This window comes from Pontibacillus sp. ALD_SL1, from assembly GCF_017355605.1.
Window position 1 is genome coordinate 2,683,066 of record NZ_CP062974.1, and the last position, 19,972, is coordinate 2,703,037.

At 40.5% G+C, this 19,972-nt stretch carries 16 protein-coding genes, 2 tRNA genes and 1 other annotated feature; of the genes, 2 read left to right on the top strand and 16 right to left on the bottom strand.

The genetic code is table 11. The features are described from left to right. Positions 1–7 precede the first annotated feature (7 nt). Positions 8–235 (bottom strand) — a binding site (T-box leader). 131 nt (positions 236–366) lie between these two features. Then, the gene (locus IMZ31_RS13675; RefSeq protein WP_207527870.1) at positions 367–555 is read left to right on the top strand and encodes a hypothetical protein; all 189 of its coding nucleotides are present in this window, start codon (positions 367–369) and stop codon (positions 553–555) included. Here IMZ31_RS13675 and IMZ31_RS13680 read toward each other — a convergent pair. The 8 genes from IMZ31_RS13680 to hemA all read right to left on the bottom strand — a co-directional run bounded on the left by IMZ31_RS13680 (position 552) and on the right by hemA (position 9,051). Then, a complete protein-coding gene (locus tag IMZ31_RS13680) occupies positions 552–1,571 on the bottom strand; it encodes a phosphotransferase (RefSeq protein ID WP_207527871.1) in 1,020 nt (339 codons plus the stop codon). The two genes, IMZ31_RS13675 and IMZ31_RS13680, sit on opposite strands and share 4 nt — an antisense overlap. 99 nt (positions 1,572–1,670) lie before the next feature. Next, positions 1,671–2,681 (bottom strand): stage VI sporulation protein D, encoded by a 1,011-nt coding sequence (spoVID, locus tag IMZ31_RS13685; protein WP_207527872.1) that lies wholly within the window; start codon positions 2,679–2,681, stop codon positions 1,671–1,673. Between the two features lie 144 nt (positions 2,682–2,825). Then, positions 2,826–4,106, bottom strand: a complete 1,281-nt coding sequence (hemL, locus tag IMZ31_RS13690; protein ID WP_371825505.1) for a glutamate-1-semialdehyde 2,1-aminomutase — start codon at positions 4,104–4,106, stop codon at positions 2,826–2,828. A gap of 33 nt (positions 4,107–4,139) precedes the next feature. Beyond that, the gene (hemB, locus tag IMZ31_RS13695) at positions 4,140–5,117 is read right to left on the bottom strand and encodes a porphobilinogen synthase (RefSeq protein WP_207527874.1); all 978 of its coding nucleotides are present in this window, start codon (positions 5,115–5,117) and stop codon (positions 4,140–4,142) included. Further along, a complete protein-coding gene (locus IMZ31_RS13700) occupies positions 5,117–5,896 on the bottom strand; it encodes a uroporphyrinogen-III synthase (protein ID WP_207527875.1) in 780 nt (259 codons plus the stop codon). Before IMZ31_RS13700 ends, hemB begins: the two co-directional genes overlap by 1 nt. Further along, entirely contained in the window at positions 5,896–6,825 is a 930-nt protein-coding gene (gene hemC / locus IMZ31_RS13705; RefSeq protein WP_207527876.1) for a hydroxymethylbilane synthase, read from the bottom strand. Before hemC ends, IMZ31_RS13700 begins: the two co-directional genes overlap by 1 nt. Before the next feature lie 21 nt (positions 6,826–6,846). Beyond that, on the bottom strand, positions 6,847–7,665 hold the full coding sequence (gene ccsA, locus IMZ31_RS13710; RefSeq protein WP_207527877.1) for a cytochrome c biogenesis protein: 819 nt from the start codon (positions 7,663–7,665) through the stop codon (positions 6,847–6,849). 15 nt (positions 7,666–7,680) lie between these two features. After that, positions 7,681–9,051 (bottom strand): glutamyl-tRNA reductase, encoded by a 1,371-nt coding sequence (gene hemA, locus IMZ31_RS13715; protein WP_207527878.1) that lies wholly within the window; start codon positions 9,049–9,051, stop codon positions 7,681–7,683. A 237-nt stretch (positions 9,052–9,288) separates the two neighbouring features. Here hemA and IMZ31_RS13720 point away from each other — a divergent pair, with 237 nt between their 5' ends. Continuing rightward, positions 9,289–9,774: a LiaI-LiaF-like domain-containing protein gene (locus IMZ31_RS13720; RefSeq protein WP_207527879.1), complete on the top strand. Its 486-nt coding sequence runs from the start codon at positions 9,289–9,291 to the stop codon at positions 9,772–9,774. Positions 9,775–10,346: 572 nt separating this feature from the next. Here IMZ31_RS13720 and yihA read toward each other — a convergent pair. The 8 genes from yihA to IMZ31_RS13760 all read right to left on the bottom strand — a co-directional run bounded on the left by yihA (position 10,347) and on the right by IMZ31_RS13760 (position 19,960). Beyond that, the gene (gene yihA, locus IMZ31_RS13725; RefSeq protein WP_207527880.1) at positions 10,347–10,934 is read right to left on the bottom strand and encodes a ribosome biogenesis GTP-binding protein YihA/YsxC; all 588 of its coding nucleotides are present in this window, start codon (positions 10,932–10,934) and stop codon (positions 10,347–10,349) included. A gap of 3 nt (positions 10,935–10,937) precedes the next feature. Next, on the bottom strand, positions 10,938–13,265 hold the full coding sequence (lon, locus tag IMZ31_RS13730; protein WP_207527881.1) for an endopeptidase La: 2,328 nt from the start codon (positions 13,263–13,265) through the stop codon (positions 10,938–10,940). A gap of 151 nt (positions 13,266–13,416) precedes the next feature. Further along, positions 13,417–15,087: an ATP-dependent protease LonB gene (gene lonB, locus IMZ31_RS13735; RefSeq protein WP_207527882.1), complete on the bottom strand. Its 1,671-nt coding sequence runs from the start codon at positions 15,085–15,087 to the stop codon at positions 13,417–13,419. A gap of 233 nt (positions 15,088–15,320) precedes the next feature. Then, entirely contained in the window at positions 15,321–16,598 is a 1,278-nt protein-coding gene (gene clpX / locus IMZ31_RS13740) for an ATP-dependent protease ATP-binding subunit ClpX (protein WP_036784604.1), read from the bottom strand. A gap of 392 nt (positions 16,599–16,990) precedes the next feature. Next, positions 16,991–18,277: a trigger factor gene (tig, locus tag IMZ31_RS13745; RefSeq protein ID WP_207527883.1), complete on the bottom strand. Its 1,287-nt coding sequence runs from the start codon at positions 18,275–18,277 to the stop codon at positions 16,991–16,993. A gap of 165 nt (positions 18,278–18,442) precedes the next feature. Further along, the gene (locus IMZ31_RS13750) at positions 18,443–19,441 is read right to left on the bottom strand and encodes a tetratricopeptide repeat protein (RefSeq protein WP_207527884.1); all 999 of its coding nucleotides are present in this window, start codon (positions 19,439–19,441) and stop codon (positions 18,443–18,445) included. A 309-nt stretch (positions 19,442–19,750) separates the two neighbouring features. Beyond that, a tRNA-Arg gene (locus IMZ31_RS13755) sits at positions 19,751–19,824 on the bottom strand. Between the two features lie 62 nt (positions 19,825–19,886). Then, a tRNA-Gly gene (locus IMZ31_RS13760) sits at positions 19,887–19,960 on the bottom strand. Between the last annotated feature and the right edge of the window lie 12 nt (positions 19,961–19,972).

Genomic DNA, 19,972 nt, shown 5'->3' on the forward strand with positions numbered 1-19,972 from the left:
ATCCTTAGAAAAGGACGAAATGGATTCGCGGTACCACCTTTATTTTATAGACGACACCTGTCATCTACACACTTTACTTACGTAACGGAGTATTCTCCGGTCTCTTCTACTATCGGTTTCAAAGAGACTGCATCTGGGGCGACCTTCTGAGTGCAAGGACCTGGAAATCTCTCAGCTAACGATTCCCTCTCTGAAAGGCTTACATTCTCATACTCTTCCCCTTCACGGCATTTATCGATTTTCTTGTACTTGTTATTTTATCCACATTCACTATGTTTAGTCAACCTATTTAAGCAACTTTTTCAGTCACACTGACAGCCTCTATGGACATATACTAAAGAAAAGCAATAAAGGAGGTTATACCTTTTGGCACGTTTCTATCGTTACAAGTTGCCACCCTGGTGTCGACAATGGTTAATCATTATTGAACGTTGTGTATTGCCGATTGCGTGTTTCCAACTCGTTCGTACACTCCTTTTTCCCACTACGTTCGATGTTTTTCTACTGGGCATCTTAATTGGTCTATACTTCGCTTTCCATCTAGAATGGATTTAACTATTCTCTGCTTGTTGCTCTTGGTACACTCTTGCCTGTTCAATTTGTTCCTGAACGTCCATTGCATGTCGCAAAACATAATAAGATCGTTCTAATTTTTGTACAAGAAAAGGTTGCCCGTTCGCCTGGGCGCCATTTACATAAGTTTCAACTTGGTGAATATACGGTTCTGGATTTAAAAGGAATAAAGCAAGTAAACATCGCTCGCTGTTCAGTAAAGGAAGTTCCTCTTCATAGTAAGAGAAAGTTGATATAAGTTGATTTACAGGTGCGTCATGATAACGTAATACATGATAAAAATACGTCGTAATATCATAAACAGGGTAATAGGTCTTGGAACGCTCCCAATTTAATAGATACGGAGTTGAATCATCGTATAGGAAATGTGAAGGCTTAACGTTCCCATGAATAAGAGCTGTACGAATTTGTTTATCCTCTTCCAGATCATCCAAAAAGCGATCACACCACTCCATCCCTATTTCGCACACCTTATCAAGATCACGATAGTGTGTGCAGATTTGTAATTCAACCGGAGGCATATAGTGCCGCTGTTCAAACGTAGTCACCCACTTAGATAATACATCCCTGTAGTTTTGCAATTGTGTCTTCCGATTGTTCATCAGGTCTTCGTAATCTTCTCGCTTCACAACTTCGGTATGGAGTGAGCGTCTGTGCATCTGCCCAATCGTTCTATACAATTGCTCAAACGGGTAAGGGGGCGTGTCACGATTTGGCGTCTCAATCCAAGGCATCACATAGTAGATCGCTCCCTGACGCTCGACAAAGAGCTCCCTTTCAGAAGTCATATATAATGGAGCCACATGCTGAAATCGATAGTTTTCTATTTTTCTATAAACCTCAATCCAATCTTGAATTGTTTGCCTATCTAAACTAGAGCGCTTTACCGCCACAGGCCCTACAGGTGTATATGCCTTATATATTTTATCAGAGTGCACTTCTACCTCGTAAGCAGATAGCCTGTATGAAGCTAATACATCCACCACCTCTTGTTCCAATTTATTCACTCTCCCTCATTTTCAAGTGTATCTAAATCAATTAAAACTCCTCCTACATAAAATCCTGCAACGAAAGCCGTTGCAGGATATGTGGAGCATCTATGCTTTTGCAGGTATATAAAGGATTTGACCCGCACTCACATCTTCATCACCTAAATTGTTAACACGACTGAGGTGAGTGGGTGGGATTTTATACTTATGAGCAATAGACCCTAACGTATCATCTTCTTGAACAATGCACATTCTCATCTTTGCGTAAGATTCATCATGTCGTTCAAACATGGACGTTAAATAGCGAGCGTCCTGAGGCGTATCTTCTTCATCGCGACTTTCTTCTGACGACTCTTCAGATGATTCTTCAAACTGGTAGTCGTTCATGTCTTCCTCAGATTCAGATTCCTCTTCCTGAGACTGATCTTCGACTTTTCCAAAGAACTCAGAGAATGTCTGGGATTGCTTGTATTTCCAACGGCCTCCCTCTTGTTCTACTAGCTCTCCTTCACCTTGTTCTTCCTCCACTTCAGCTTCTACTTCCTCTGAATTTCTATCTTCTACCGCTTCAATCACTTCTTGATGGTCTTCTTGATAGGTTACATCAAAATTAAACGGTTCTGGTTCTACCTCTTCAGGTGAAGGCACTTCCGCTACTTCTTCTCCCCTTGTTTCTTCACTCACTCCGTGAATGGCGACAGTTGCATTCAACTTTAATTGCCCTTTCTCTGGGAGTTCATAATCGAAGGAATCGATACTGACTGTCACCTCATCCATCGATTGAATGCGACTTTTTGGAATTGAAATTTCTACAGGAAAACGGTGATAAAACTCACTTACTCCATCATCATGGAGATCTACATTCTCAATCGTTCGCTTTGAAGCATGATCTCGTAAAGAAAGGATCTGATCCTCTTCTCCTTCCGCATCCTCAGAAGACCGGAAATACTCCCCTCCAAGCTCAATCACACCTCGTATAGATACAGAGTCCTCGTATTCCTGAATGGATATATCCGGCTCAAGAGAGATGCCCATAAACTCTTCAACTTCCTGTCCTCTTTTAAACCAAAGTGATTCATTTAAATGAAAGCTAAACACATTCTGTTCTTCATATGTCAAGCGTTTCTCCTCCCTTCAATGTACACGCAAGACCTTACGAGCGCCTATGTCATTCTAGATATATGAGAGGGAAGAAAAAATTATGCCTAAACGTAGATCTATAGAAAAACCCCCTCATCTTAGTACATGATGAGGGGGTTCGATTTATGCCTGTATAGAAGCAAAAGCTTTCTTAGTCGCTTCAATTGTTTTTTCAATGTCTTCATCTGTATGTTTGGTAGATAAGAACATTCCTTCAAATTGAGAAGGTGGTAAATAAACGCCTTCTTCAATCATAGCGCGGTAGTACTGAGCAAAAAGATCTGTGTTAGACTTTTTCGCTGTATCATAGTTTGTCACGTCCCCATCGTTGAAGAAGAAAGCAACCATAGACCCAGCACGATTCACCGTTAGAGGAATGTTGTTTGCTTCAGCTGCTTCTGTGAATCCTTCTACTAAGCGGTCAACTTTTTTATTGATTTCCTGGTAGGAGGTTTCTGTTAATGCATTCAACGTTTCATACCCTGCCGCCATTGCAAGTGGATTACCTGAGAGGGTTCCCGCTTGATAGATCGGACCAGTCGGAGCAATCATCTCCATGATCTCCTTCTTACCACCATACGCGCCAACCGGCAGACCACCGCCTATGACTTTCCCTAAACACGTTAAGTCTGGAGTAACCCCATAATAGCCTTGAGCACAGTTATAATCCACGCGGAATCCTGTCATTACTTCATCAAAAATAAGCAATGAGCCGTGTTCTTCAGTTATCGTTCTTAGTTCTGAGAGAAATCCGTCATTAGGTGGAACGACGCCCATGTTTCCAGATACAGGTTCTACGATTACACCCGCAATGTCGTCACCATACTCATTAAAAGCATATCGAAGGCTTTCTACATCATTATAAGGAACTGTAATGGTATTCATAGCAATCCCTTCTGGCACACCAGGTGAGTCAGGTAAGCCTAGAGTAGCAACACCAGAACCTGCTTTAATAAGTAAGGAGTCTCCATGACCATGGTAGTTACCTTCAAATTTAAGAATCTTATTCTTTCCTGTATATCCTCGGGCCAGACGAAGCGCGCTCATGGTAGCCTCTGTACCAGAGTTGACCATGCGCACCATTTCAATAGACGGCACACGATCAATCACAAGTTCAGCCAAGTCATTTTCTAACTTTGTAGGAGCACCAAAGCTTGTCCCAAGTTCTGTAATCTCCTTCAAACGGGAGACCACCTGATCATCTGCATGACCTAAAATTAATGGTCCATAACTAAGAACATAATCGATATACTCATTGCCATCAATATCATAGATTTTAGAACCTTTCCCTTTTTCCATAAAGATTGGGTCCATCCCCACTGACTTAGAAGCACGTACAGGAGAGTTGACTCCACCTGGCATATACTCGACTGCCTTCTGATAAGCTTCCTTTGATTGATTCATCTCACGCACGACAACCACTCCTTTTTCTATTTATTACTCAGATAAGTAACGAGCTACATCTTTAGCAAAATACGTAATAATTAAATCTGCTCCAGCTCGCTTCATAGATGTTAGTTTCTCTAGTACAATTTCTTTTTCATTTACCCAGCCATTTTGTGCAGCCGCTTTAATCATGGAATATTCACCACTCACATTATAGGCAACAATTGGTAAAGGATATCGGTCTTTCATTTCTCTCATAATATCCAAATATGCCAATGCTGGCTTCACAATAAGAAAGTCCGCCCCTTCTTCTACATCAGATTGTGCCTCACGAATGGCTTCAAGACGATTGGCTGGATCCATCTGATACGCACGACGATCTCCAAACTGCGGTGAACTATGAGCCGCATCGCGGAAAGGTCCATAGAAAGAAGAAGCATATTTAACAGCATAGGACATAACAGGAGTATTCACAAATCCTGCCTCATCTAAACCACGACGTATCGCTGCAACAAATCCATCCATCATATTGGATGGCGCAATGATATCTGCACCCGCTTTCGCCTGACTAACCGCTGTTTCGACAAGAAGTTCCAGAGATTCATCGTTTACAATTTCCCCGTCACGAACGACACCACAGTGTCCATGGTCCGTGTATTGGCAAAGACAAGTATCCGCTACAACGGTTAAGCTTGGAACATCCTGCTTTACTTGACGAATTGCTCTTTGAACAATACCCGTTTCACAGTATGCTTGTGTGCCTTTTTCATCTTTTTCATGTGGCACACCGAACAGAATTACAGAACGGATCCCAAGGTTTTCTAACTCCTGCATTTCTCCCGTAAGCTGATCTAACGAAACTTGATAGACCCCAGGCATTGAAGAAACTTCATTCTTTATATTCTCCCCTTCTACTACAAATATAGGGAAAATTAAGTCCTCTTTATTTAAATGGGTCTCCCGTACAAGAGATCTCATTGATTCTGTTGTACGAAGGCGACGATGACGTTTAAATTGTAATTCACTCATTAATCATCATTTCCTTTCTCACGAAAATAGCTTCCTAACGCTTCACACATGCCTTCAACTGTTTGATGATCCGGTATCATTCTATGTGTAAACCCAGCTTGCTCAGCTTCCTTTTCAGTTGTAGGTCCAATACACATACAAAGTAAGGATTGAACGGTTTCAAACAGAGAAGGTTCTATAAGCTGTTTAAAGGCTTTTACAGTAGAAGGACTTGTAAAGGTTAAGGCATCCAATTGATTTTCTTGTAATGTTCTATTAAAAACCTCTTTTATTTTAACATTTACACACGTTTCATACATAATTGCTGTTTCGACTTCCATATACGGTTGAATGGTTTCTACAACTTTCTGCCTGGCCAGATTGCCTTGAACGACTAATACTGCTCCATTGTCTCGTTCATTTAAAAAAGCTTTCCCTAACGCTTCTCCTGTGTATGTATCAGGCATAAAGTCTGTTTTTAAATTGTAATAGGCTAATGTGTTCGCCGTTTTCCGTCCAACTGCAGCAATAGATCTTTCTTTTATAATGGACAGCGGTATTTGGTAACGCTCACATAACTCCATAAAAAAATGAACACCATTTGAACTGGTGAATATAATCCACTTGAAGGTATGTAAATGTCTGAGTATATGCAAATTCTCTTCAGACAGAACGCTTTTAAAATAAAGAAGCGGAATTTCTACTGAAATCCCGCTCTGTTGTTCAATACAATTTGTAAAAGAAGCCGCTTGCTCAGCAGATCTTGTAACTAAGATCCGTCTCCCCTTTAAAGGAAACATTACTGATCGAGCTCCTCTCTCACAGCTTCAATAATTTCAGCTCCACCTCGAGCTTTTATCTTATCCGCTGCCTCACGTCCTACTTCATATGGATCCTGGCCACGAACTTCTTCTTTAAGAATCGTTTTGCCATCAGGAGTACCAACCATAGCCGTTAGGATAATATCGTCTCCTTCTAGATAGGCATATCCTCCGATCGGAACCTGGCAACCACCATTTAGTAAATCTAAAAATGTGCGTTCTGCCATCACCGTACGATGTGTATACGCGTGGTTTAGCGTGTCCATCAAATCACGGATTTCCCGGTCGTCTTCGCGGCACTCAATCGCTAACGCGCCTTGCCCAACAGCCGGAACACAAACTTCTGGTTCTAAATATTCTGTGATGACATCATCCGACCAGCCCATGCGCTTAAGACCAGCTGTTGCAAGGACGATAGCGTCAAAATCTTCTTCTTTTAATTTACGTAGACGCGTATCAATATTCCCACGTATTGATTTAATTTTTAAGTCAGGTCTTGCTGCCAATACTTGCGCAGCACGGCGAAGACTGCTTGTACCAACGATAGCACCTTTAGGAAGATCACGAAACGCTACATTGTCATTTGCAATGTACGCATCACGATGGTCTTCACGAATCGGAATACATCCAATCGTTAACCCTTCAGGCGTTTCTGCCGGCATGTCTTTCATACTGTGAACAGCCATATCAATTTCTTTATCATACATAGCTTGCTCAATTTCTTTCACAAACAAGCCTTTTCCACCGACTTTTGAAAGTGTTACATCGAGGATTTGATCCCCTTTAGTCACAATCTTTTTCACTTCATATTCATTTTGTGGTGCGATTTCTTTCAGTTTCTCAATAACCCAATCCGTTTGGGTTAATGCCAATTGACTCTTTCTGCTTCCAATTACGATTTTGCGCATAACAGTTCCTCCTGACAACGTTTAAAAGTGAAAATTTGATAGAGAGCTAAATAAAAAGAAATTCACTAGTAAGAATAGAAAAGCTCCTGTGTTATAAAATGCCATGGTTCGTCCCTGGTATCCTTTAACAACACGTAGGAATAAATAGATTAAGTAAATCAGTAAGACAACAAACGAACCTAACGTTTTGGAGTCATACCAGTAAAACTCATCCCCTGAGGTGTACCCCCATACGAGCCCTAAAATAATTGCAATTAAAAGGAGTGGAACCCCTAGTATAACAGCTACATAAGAAAACGTATCCAATTTCCCCAAATCACCTAAGCGTAACAACCTTTTACTCCACTTCTTTTCCTTTAACAAACGATATTGGAATAGATACATAAACGAGAATATACAAGAAAATGTGAAGAATCCATATGAAATAATGGCTAATGTAATATGTGTAGCCAAAAGTTCACTAACCAGCCGCATCGCCTTTTCCGTAGCGTCATACTGAGCACGAGTGAAGATATGAAGCATCATCATAAAGAACCCTAATACATTTGTGAAGAATATAAAGAAATCTACTCGGAAGAGACGATTTAGGATAAGAGAAAAGGTTACTAAAATCCATGCATAAAAGTAGAGACCATCATATATGGTGACAATGGGAAAATGAGATTCTAATAATGTTTGTCCTAATAAAAAAAAGGTTTGTAAAACCCAAACCATAGAAAGTAACCAGAAGGCAGCACGGTTTGCCTTCCGGTTATTTTGAATAAAATCTATAAAGTAACCGATTAAACTCAAGCAATATATTACAATGATCAGTTCATATAACCATTTAAGATCGAACATAAGGAAATTCCTCTCCTAAGAATTAGCTACATTCGATGCTGGTTGAAAGGAAAATTTCCCATCAGATTCAAGGATGGCTTGTCTGTTTTTCTCATTTTGCTTTTGTATTTCTTGTTGAACTTCCTCTTCGATTCCAAAGATCTGCATAAACATATCAAGGCTTTGATCAGCATTAGGCTGAGCCGAATATTCTTTCGCTTGTAAAATCGGCTGTTTTAGCATCTGATTAATAATACTCTTCGTATGCTTACTTAAAACCTTCTTCTCTCGCTCTGTTAAATCAGGCATTTTCCGTTCGATACTTTTCATGGTATCTGCCTGGATAGTAAGAGCTTTCTGACGAAGAGCTGAGATTACAGGAACAACACCAAGGGTCTGCAGCCATTCTTTAAAAGCTACAATCTCGCCTTCAATCATTACCTCGATCGCTTCAGCCGCTTCCTTGCGAGCTTCTAAGTTAGCATCAACGATTCCTTGTAGATCATCAATGTCATACAAGAAGACACTATCCAGTTCATCGATAGCAGGGTCCAAATCACGTGGGACAGCTATGTCCACTAGGAATAAAGGAAGCCCTTTACGCTTTTTATGAGCTGCTTCTAGATGCTGCTTTGTTAGCACGTAATCGTTCGCACCCGTTGAACTGATTAGAATATCTGCCTTTTCCAACACACTACTTAGCTCACTAATTGGTTTAGCTTGACCACGGAACTGAGCTGCAAGTTGCTCCGCTTTCTCAAACGTACGGTTCATGACCGTTACTTGCTTCACACCGGATCCATGCAGGTTCTTCGCAGCTAGCTCGCCCATTTTTCCTGCACCTAAAATAACTACGTGCTTATTCATTAAGTCACCAAAAATTTTCTTTGCCAGTTCTACAGCAGCATAACTTACAGAAACTGCGTTATCTCCAATCTCTGTCTCGTTATGAGAACGCTTCGCTAAAGTGACTGCCTGTTTAAACAATTGATTAAAGATTGTACCTGTAGTACCCGCTTCCTGAGCACGTAAAAACGCTTGTTTCATTTGCCCAAGTATTTGAGTTTCACCTAGAACCATTGAATCAAGTCCACAAGTCACGCGATACAAGTGCTCAAGTGCTCCATCTGATTCATAAATAGAAAGGAATGGTGAAAATTCCTCTTTATCAATATTGAACCACTGGGATAGAAATTGTTTGATGTAATAACGCCCTGTATGAAGTTGATCCACTACCGCGTAAATTTCCGTACGATTACACGTAGAAATGATCACATTCTCTAACACGCTTTTCTGTTGATTTAACGCTTCCATGGCTTTAGCCAATTCGTCTTCTGAGAAGGTTACTTTTTCACGTATTTCAACAGGGGCCGTTTTATAATTTAAACCTGCAACTAAAATATGCACACCTTCACCCCCAAAAAAACTACAAAAATCTACGTCCATCTTTATACTCACTGCTTCTATTATAACACGAGAACCAAAGTCTCAATTCATAAAAATGTGAACAGTTATTGAAAGGTTATGATACGATATATCTATATAAAACTGAATCGCAATTTGAAATAAATACCGTTAGTACCGTAACACAATGACCCTCAATTAGCAAGAAATGAGGGCTGTTTTTAGAGGAGGTAAACCATAGTGAAACGACAAAATACATTCAGTGGCCTCTTATTAATCGGAATTGGCCTCTACTTTCTTTTAAGAGAATTCCAGATCCCATTGCTCACCCAATTTTATTCTTGGCCTACAATCTTAATGATTATCGGAATCGCCCTACTTTTACATAGCTATATAGCAATGGAGTATGACACCCTATTTTCAGGCGGCGTTCTACTAGGATTAGGGATCCACTTCCACGGACTACGTAACTATTCCTTCTGGATCGACCATTGGGGAATCTTCCCGCTTATTATCGGATTATCCTTTTTATTAAGGTTCCAAAAAACACGAAAAGGAATATTTCCTGCTATCATTCTAATTACCCTATCTCTATTTGTTATATTCGCTTCCAATAAACCAGGCTGGTTCTACTGGATTAACGTTGTGGTTCACTTCATCGAAACGTTCTGGCCCCTACTCTTAGTCGGTTTTGGATTATACTTATTATGGTTTAAAAAGAAATAAGTTATACAATTAAAAGTGTAGGCGTGGTGACCAGAGATAAAAGGAAGTTCGACTAGGATCGTCACACCCTGTAACAACATCGAACGACCCCACGTCGTGTGGGGCTGGATAAGACAGCTTTTTGGAAAAGGCGTTTAGCCTTTGTAAAAAAGATGACTTGTCTCGCTAGGTCCTCCACGCCGGAACTAGATAGGAGCCTAGGGGAGATAAGGTTTCCGTTTGCAGGTGGTTCGGGAACGGCCCCGCTGCTTGAGCGTTTTTGATGCCTAATTCAATCTACATGTGTGTTGTTTCCGTATCTCTCAATATGGAAAAGGTGGGTCTGGAAACTGCGAGACTCCCGTGGGCAGAAGAGCCTAGGTGAGACCCCGGAGACCGGCTTTGCCGGGCGAGGAGGCTCACCAGCTCCCCACAGGAAAGCGAGTGGTTTCCAGGCCCGCCTTATACTCAACTAAAGTTAACGGAAACATTCTCTCAGCTTCGAGCCTTCTGCATTTGATGAAAAACGTATTCGTTAAACATAAAAGATACAAAAGAAGTCCTCTACTTATGTAGAGGACTTCTTTATTTCACTATTTTTTTAGATAAGGCTTAATAATACCCCATGCTTCATCTTTACCTTCACCCGTTTCTGATGAGAATGGCAGAAGCTTATCTTCTTCTTCCATTTCAAGAACCTCGATGATGCGTTTAAGCTGTTTGGCACGTTGACCTTTTTTGATTTTGTCTAACTTCGTAGCTACTACAGTTACAGGAAGTTCATAGTGCTTTAAGAAGTCATACATCAATTGATCATCTTCTGAAGGATCATGGCGAATATCAACGATTAACATCGCCATACGCAAGCGTTCACGTGTGGAAAAATACTCTTCCATCATTTTTCCCCACTTCGCTTTTTCCTTTTTCGAGACTTTTGCATAACCATATCCAGGCACGTCCACAAACATGAAGGATTCATTTATTCTATAGAAATTAAGCGTTTGGGTCTTACCTGGTTTTCCAGAAGTACGCGCTAATGCTTTTCGTTGAATCATTTTATTAATGAATGACGACTTCCCCACATTAGAACGTCCCGCCAGAGCGATCTCTGGCATAGGATCTTCTGGATATTGTTGCTGACTAACGGCGCTTATAACAAGTTCCGCTTGATTAACTTTCATGAATTATTTCTCCTCTACTAGTGCATGTTCTAACACTTGATCCAGATGAGTAACCGGGATATAGGTTAACCCTTCACGTACACTCTCTGGAATATCTTCTAGGTCCTTTTCATTTTCCGCTGGCATAATGACAGTTGTCAACCCAGCACGATGAGCACTAAGAGATTTTTCTTTTAGTCCACCGATAGGAAGAACACGGCCCCTTAACGTAATTTCACCTGTCATTCCTACTTCTTTACGAACAGGGCGTTCAGTAAGGGCAGATACTAGTGCAGTTGCCATTGTAATACCAGCTGACGGACCATCTTTAGGTGTAGCGCCTTCAGGTACGTGAATATGAATATCATTTTTGTCATAGAAATCAGGGTCGATGTTAAGCTCTTCAGCTCTTGAGCGAATGTAACTAAAGGCTGCTTGAGCTGATTCCTTCATTACGTCTCCAAGCTTACCTGTGAGCGTTAGCTTCCCTTTTCCAGGGTACAATGAAACCTCTATAGCAAGAGTGTCACCACCAGCCGACGTGTACGCAAGACCTGTTGCTGTTCCAATTTGGTCTTCTTTCTCAGCTTGACCATAACGGAAAATTGGCTTTCCTAACAGCTCTTCTAACTTTTTCTCCGTAACAACTACACGCTTCTTGTCTTCTGCTACCACAATCTTAGCAGCTTTACGACAAACAGCAGCAATTTGGCGTTCTAATCCACGAACCCCAGCCTCACGGGTATACTGGCGGACTAGCTTAAGTAAGCCGTCCTCCCTGAACTGAAGCTGGCTTTTCTTTAAGCCATTTTCTTTTAGCTGTTTAGGGAGCAGATGTTCTTTCGCAATATGAAGTTTCTCAACTTCTGTGTATCCTGCTATTGAGATCACTTCCATACGGTCTAAAAGAGGACCTGGTATGGTTTGCATATTATTTGCTGTGGCGATAAACAGAACGTTTGAAAGGTCATACGTCTCTTCAATGAAGTGATCACTAAATGTACTGTTCTGCTCAGGATCAAGTACCTCAAGCATAGCAGAAGATGGGTCACCACGAAAATCACTTGCCATTTTATCGATCTCGTCTAATAAGAAAACAGGGTTAACTGTCTCAGCGCGCTTCATCCCCTGGATAATGCGACCCGGCATAGCACCGACATACGTACGACGGTGTCCCCGAATTTCTGCTTCATCACGGACTCCACCAAGGGAAGCCCGAACGAAATTACGATCCATTGAACGTGCAATAGACCGGGCTAGAGAAGTTTTACCTACACCAGGAGGGCCAACAAGGCAAAGAATCGGGCCTTTAATGCTGTTTGTAAGCTTCTGTACCGCTAAATACTCAATGATTCGTTCTTTCACTTTCTCTAAACCATAGTGGTCAGCATCAAGCACTTCTTCAGCGTGAGGGATGTGCAGGTTGTCTTCGGTCTGTTCTGTCCAAGGGAGAGAAAGGATCCAGTCAATATAATTTCTGATTACAGAGCTTTCAGCTGAACTACTAGGGATTTTTTCATATCGATCCAATTCTTTTAAGGCTACTTTTTGAACTCTTTCCGGTAGATTAGCTTCTTCAAGCTTAGCTTTAAGCTCTTCAACCTCTCCTGATTTGCCATCTTTATCACCAAGTTCCTTTTGGATGGCTTTCATTTGTTCACGAAGGTAGTATTCTTTCTGAGTACGTTCCATTGAACGCTTAACACGCTGACCAATTTTCTTCTCAAGTTGCATAACTTCTTTCTCATTATTAATGAGATCAATAATATGCTCGATTCGATCTGGAACATGGATCATTTCTAGTACTTGTTGTTTGTCTTTAATCTTCAAAGGAAGATGTGATGTTACGATATCAGCTAAGCGGCCAGGGATATCTATATCTTGTACAGAAGAAAGCGTCTCATCACTAACCTTCTTAGACACTTTTATGTACTGTTCGAATTGTTCCAGGAGCTTTCGCATAAGGGCTTGTTCTTCTAAGCTCTCCCCGTGCGTTTCCTCCATTTCCCTGATTTCAGCCAATAGTAATTCTTCATCTTCATCATCAGTATGGTTGACTAATTCCGCACGATACAATCCCTCTACTAAGATCCTTATCGTACCATTTGGAAGCTTAAGCATTTGCTTAATCTTAGCCATTGTTCCCACTTGATATATATCATTCTCTGTTGGTTCATCAATATTTGTTTCTTTCTGTGCAGCTAAGAAAATCGTATGGTCTTGAACCATAGCTTTCTCTACTGCGTTAACTGATTTATCGCGACCCACATCTAAATGCATGACCATTGATGGATAAACTAATAGTCCACGTAATGGAAGGAGGGGGATGTGAATGGTATTTTGCTTCGTCATTTTTCTTGCACCTCCATGAGATTCCATAATAGAAAAGAGAAAAGAGAGCCTGCCATATAGACAATGCTCTAAAACTCATCAAACATATGGTTCTTTAAAAGTATAATGAAAACCATTTTCTTTGTAAAATGTTTCATTTGTGCGATTGGTTTTATGAAGATTGAGACGACCTCTTTTCAACGAATCGCTTTTCGTTCAATAGCGATTGGACATCCCCATGCAGAGCCAGTGCAAGCGCTTCTTGTATGTGGGTTACAGGCACAATTTGAACACCTTCTATTTGATTAAACATCTCTTGATTATTCTCAGCAGGAATTAATACTTTCGTTGCCCCTGCTCTTTTTGCTGCCTTGATCTTAGCCATTACTCCACCAACCGGTTTTATATGGCCATGAATACTAATCTCCCCTGTCATAGCGACGTTATAGCGTACTGGGAGCTTATGAATAGCAGAGTAAATTCCAAGAGCCATAGCCACACCCGCTGAAGGACCATCGACAGGAATCCCACCCGGGAAATTCACGTGAATATCGTATTCATGAGCTGGGACACCTAAAGCACGTAGAACAGTAATCACATTTTCGATTGATCCTTTAGCCATGCTTTTTCTACGTATGGATTTACTTTGTGTACCTATACTTTCTTCTTCAGCAATTCCAGTAATGTTAATGGTTCCTTGCTTTGAGGTAGTTGGGAGAACAGTAACTTCAATCTCAAGCAGTGATCCTGAATTAGGCCCAAAGACAGCAAGCCCGTTCACAATCCCGACCTGGTCCCGATCCCCAATTTTCTTATCATACCTAGGTGCTAGCTGCGAGGCATCTACGACCCATTCAATATCCGCTTTCGAAATTATGGTTCGACCTGCTTTCTTGGCAATCCCCGTAGCAATTTGGATCATGTTGACAGCCTCACGTCCATTACGCGCATAGCCCGCTAACGTTTCTAAAGCATCTTTATCTGAAGTAAATTCAATCTTTTCCGCGGCCCTCTTAGCTACTTCAACAACCTCTTCATGTTCTAGTTCTCTAAAGAAAACCTCTAAGCAACGCGAACGAATAGCAGGAGGAATTTCTTCAGGCCGCCTTGTAGTTGCTCCAATTAAGCGAAAATCTGCCGGCAGACCCTTTTTAAATATCTCATGGATATGTAAAGGGATTTGCTGGTTCTCTTCACTATAATAAGCACTTTCAAAGTAAACCTTTCGATCCTCTAGTACTTTAAGTAACTTATTCATTTGAATGGGATGTAATTCCCCAATCTCGTCAATAAAAAGAACTCCACCATGTGCATTGGACACAGCCCCTTGTTTAGGTTGAGGTATTCCAGCTTGCCCCATCGCACCAGCCCCTTGATAAATCGGGTCATGTACAGATCCTATTAGAGGATCTGCAATCCCCCGTTCATCAAATCTTGCTGTAGTTGCATCTAACTCAACGAATACAGCTTCTTGACGAAACGGAGAATCTTTATATTGTTTTGCTTCTTCAAGCACGAGACGAGCCGCAGCCGTTTTCCCAACCCCTGGAGGGCCATATACGATCACGTGTTGTGGATTTGCACCACATATTGCAGCTCTTAATGCTTCAATCCCGTCCTTCTGACCAATAATGTCTTGGAAAGACCTAGGACGAACTTTCTCTGACAGAGGTTCAGAGAGTGCAATTTGACGCATTTTGCCTAATTCAGCCATTTCTTTTTTTGACTCTCGGTCAATTGTTACTTTTTGAGAGCGTTGATTTTTTAAAAGGTTCCAAAAGTAAAGACCAATAACAACCCCAAAAAACAGTTGCACAAATAAGACGATACCCGCTAATGTCATAAAGATTCCTCCTGTACCATACATCTTTTATGTTATCAGCTAGTATCTCCTCAAATAGTCACATTAAACCCAATCATTATATTCCAACTGACGAAAAAGCACGAACATATAGTGGGTTTCAAACAAAAATAATCCCGGTACATAGACCGAGATTTGTAATGAAACGAGAGGCTCTCCTTGTAGGAGAAACCTCTCTCTTTAACTTATAATAAACGTGCTCCTCGACGGATGGATTACGCACTCTCTTTTGGTGTTTCATTCTCGTCTTGTACTGTACCATCGTTAAAAACGAGCTTAGGACGACCGTTTTCTTTCGTAACGGTATCAGCTGTAATAATACACTTGTCGATGTCTTCACGAGATGGTAGTTCGTACATTACATCTAACATAATGCCTTCAATGATCGAACGCAGACCACGGGCACCTGTTTTACGTTCAATTGCCTTACGAGCGATCTCACGTAGCGCTTCCTCTTCGAACTCAAGCTCCACATGGTCAATTTGGAATAGCTTCTGGTACTGCTTCACTAAAGCATTCTTAGGCTTCGTAAGAATTTCAACTAACGCATCTTCATCAAGGGATTCTAGCGCACCAATTACCGGAAGACGACCAATAAACTCAGGAATTAAACCATAGCGTAACAAGTCTTCTGGAAGTACTTTAGTAAGGACTTCTTTCTTCTCCATATCTTCAGCGGTTTCTTGTTCAGAGCCAAATCCAATTACTTTCTTACCAAGACGACGCTTCACAATCTGGTCAATTCCGTCAAATGCACCACCAACAATGAATAGTACATTGCCTGTGTCGATTTGAATAAATTCTTGATGAGGATGCTTACGTCCACCTTGTGGAGGGACGCTGGCAACTGTTCCTTCAAGTATTTTTAGAAGGGCTTGTTGCACACCTTCACCAGAAACGTCACGTGTAATGGATGGGTTTTCAGATTTACGTGCTACTTTATCAATCTCATCAATATAAATAATTCCTTTTTCGGCTTTCTCAACATCATAATCAGCTGCTTGAATCAATTTAAGAAGGATGTTCTCAACATCTTCCCCAACGTAACCAGCCTCTGTTAGAGACGTAGCATCTGCAATTGCAAATGGTACATTTAAAATTCGAGCCAATGTTTGCGCAAGAAGTGTTTTACCACTACCTGTAGGTCCAAGCATTAAGATGTTACTTTTAGCAAGTTCTACGTCGTCGGCTTTTGTAGCAGCATTAATACGCTTATAGTGATTATAAACCGCTACAGAAAGTGATTTCTTAGCATAGTCTTGCCCTATTACATAATCATCCAGAATTTCATTGATTTCTTGAGGTTTCGGAACCTCTTTAAACTCAACTTCTTCTTCGTTACCTAGCTCTTCTTCTACAATTTCTGTGCACAATTCAATACACTCATCGCATATATAAACCCCAGGTCCAGCAACTAGTTTGCGGACTTGATCTTGAGTCTTACCGCAGAAAGAACACTTTAATTGTCCTTTCTCTTCGTTAAATTTAAACATGCATTTCACCTCACAAAGTATATGTCACACTAAATCTATAAAAAACCTTTACAACCATTGGTTAAACATCCAAAACCTTTCTTTACGACATCATACCAAATATCATGAGTCACTAAAAGTAAAAAAGCTTCCTGGTCGGAAGATTATCTCACTTCCATTTGTATTCATTATGTACGTGAGTGTATGAATAGTCAACATATGTGCAGTAATCCAAAAGTATGTGTGGGCTGGAAATAAAGATCCAATATACAGCTGATTTAGTATATATGTATTTTTCCATAGTTGGACTCATTCCATACTCCAAAAAGGAATTTATTATATGTAAAAACAAGGCACGAACAAATCGCGCCTTGCTTTCATTAACCTAAACCGCTGAAAGTCAAAAGACTTTCTTATGCCGTTTTACTTTCAGAATCTAAGAAGTCAATAGCTTTCTTGATCTTAAGATCTTCTTCAACTGCTTCTGTGTTACCACCAAGCATTTGCTTAAGGTTGTCAACATCAGTCTGGTACATAGCAGCCATGTTTTCAAGCTCTTGGTTGACATCTTCTTCTGTAACTTCAACGTTCTCAGCAGTAGCAATTGCTTCAAGAACAAGATTCGTCTTAACGCGCTTACCAGCATCTTCTTTCATTTGCTCTTTAAGTGCGTTTTGATCTTGGCCTGTGAACTGGAAGTACATGTCTAGCGTCATGCCTTGCATTTGAAGGCGTTGTTCGAATTCTTTCATCATACGGTCAAGCTCAGTGTCAACCATAGCTTCAGGAATTTCGATTTCTGCGTTATCAGTAGCTTTATTTACAAGCTCTTCACGCTTAGCGTTTTCAGCTTCCTGTTCTTTTTCTTGTTGTAGACGCTCTTTCGTTTTCTTCTTAAGTTCATCCATAGATTCAACTTCTTCGTCGATATCTTTCGCGAACTCGTCGTCTAATTCAGGAAGTTCTTTTGCTTTAATTTCGTGAACTTTTACTTTGAATGTTGCTTTTTTACCAGCAAGTTCTTCAGCATGGTATTCTTCTGGGAACGTAACTTCTACTTCTGTTTCTTCTCCAGCAGATTTACCAACAAGTTGCTCTTCGAATCCTGGAATGAATTGACCAGAACCGATTTCTAATGAATAGTTGTCAGCCTGTCCACCTTCAAATGCCTCGCCATCAACGAAACCTTCAAAGTCCATAACAACAGTGTCACCGTTCTCTACAGTGCCTTCTTCTTTAACAACTAGTTCAGCTTGCTTTTCTTGTTGTTGCTTAAGTTCGTTCTCAACGTCTTCATCTGTAACCGTAGTATCTTGAGCTTCTACCTCAAGACCTTTGTAGTCGCCAAGTGTAACTTCTGGCTTAACCGTTACTTTAGCAGTGAAGATTAAGTTTTTACCTTTTTCGATTTGCTCAACATCTACTTCAGGACGATCAACTGGAGTGATTCCAGCTTCGTCAATTGCGTTAGAGTACGCTTCTGGAAGAATGATATCTAGTGCATCTTGATATAGAGACTCTACACCAAAACGTTGTTCAAAAATTGGACGAGGTACTTTCCCTTTACGGAAACCAGGTACCTGGATATCCTTAACTACTTTCGCGAATGCTTTGTCTAAGGCAACCTTAAATTCATCAGCATCAACTTCAACTGTAAGTTGGCCTTCGTTACCTTCTAATTTTTCCCATTTTGCAGACATGATTTTCCCTCCAACATCTATTTTTCATACATTAATCGTTCATTAAATGTTCTTAAGTTTTGTAACAAAAGAGTGAATGCGTAATTTGCAACCACCTTATTATAACATAATCTATTGTGCTTTCAACAATCTTCTATTAGCCAGAAAGCGTGTATGCTTTACAGTTTATTCCTCATCTAATACAGCAAAATATTGACTCTCATAATACACGATCTGTTCTTTCCAAGCTTCCACTTCTTCTTGTTCTATGTACTGGTGGAAAGGATACTCATGATCCTCTAACTGAAGAGACGAGGAACCCAGCTCATAAAAGGCTTTTGCCAATGCAGGTAATTCGTGATCTTCAGGCATTATAGGAAAACGAACATACATGTAACGGAATACGAGCTGTTGAATAAACTCAAACAATGTAGGATTGTCTTGCTCCACCCGTTCTAATAAGTATAACAATTGCCTTGCAGAAGTGTGAGAAAGGATATCAGATAGCTCTACAGGATTGACCATTATTTCCGCTCCGAGCTTTTTCACCGTTACTTTCCGATCCACTCTTTGCTCTTGCATCCATTGGACAAGCGCTGTCTTTATAACGGGTTCTATGTCCTCTTTTGTTAAGTAAGGAGCTATTTCCGTCATAAAGGGCTGAATATCTTGTTTCCGAAGCATAGAAAGAAGCTGCCATTGTTTTTTCACATTATGTGTATCGAGAGCAATAAGTAATTCATCGACTGCCTCAATATTTTCTGTTCTGGTTTCATCTGTACGGAGATTTTCAGTAATATCATAAAGTTGCCAGAACTGTTTCCGAAGGTCTTGAGGAATGTCCTCCGATTTAAACACTTCATCTAGCAAATCGAGTAATTCTTCATACTTTCCTGTTTGGAACAAAACCGTTAAATAGATATGTAAGTATTGAAAATAATGTTCTTCGTCATCTCTCATGAGTTTTTGACACAGTTCTTCTACTTCTTCATACTGCCCCAATTCCATTAGGCAAATGAGTTTGCCTGTCATAATCTCTGAATTTGCCGCCTCAAAATCAATGAGTTTGTTAAAAGATTCAAGTGCTTCTTTGTAATTCTTTTCTTTTAAAGCGGCTAATCCGTCTTGCTCTAATGAAGATTTCCATTTGGGAAATATGACGACATCAGCCTTTTCTTGAGTCATGATCCATCCTCCCTCTATTCGTATCACTTATGTAAGTTAACCAAGCCTCTTCACTCGCTATCAAGTCTGCTACCCACTTGATTCGATATAAACAACGAATCTCCTTTTATCTATTCTATAGGGATTCCTTCCTCTTCTTTAAGGATACTGAAGTACAAACAAAAAATCTAGTTTGACGAATGAAGTTTTACGCTACAGTGTCTCCATTTCCCTCTCGTTGTATACATAGAACTGCATGCCATAAATAAGTTTTGGGTATGTAAAAAAAAGACTCTAGGAAGATCCTAAAGTCTTTTTTGAAACATTCTATGTCCCAGGAGGGATTCGAACCCCCGACCTACGGCTTAGAAGGCCGTTGCTCTATCCTACTGAGCTACTGGGACGTAATATGAGAAAAATCAAAAGATATTAACATATATGATTTTTGAAATGCAATTATGTATAATGGAGCGGGTGATGGGAATCGAACCCACGACATCAGCTTGGAAGGCTGAGGTTTTACCACTAAACTACACCCGCACGGTTATTATT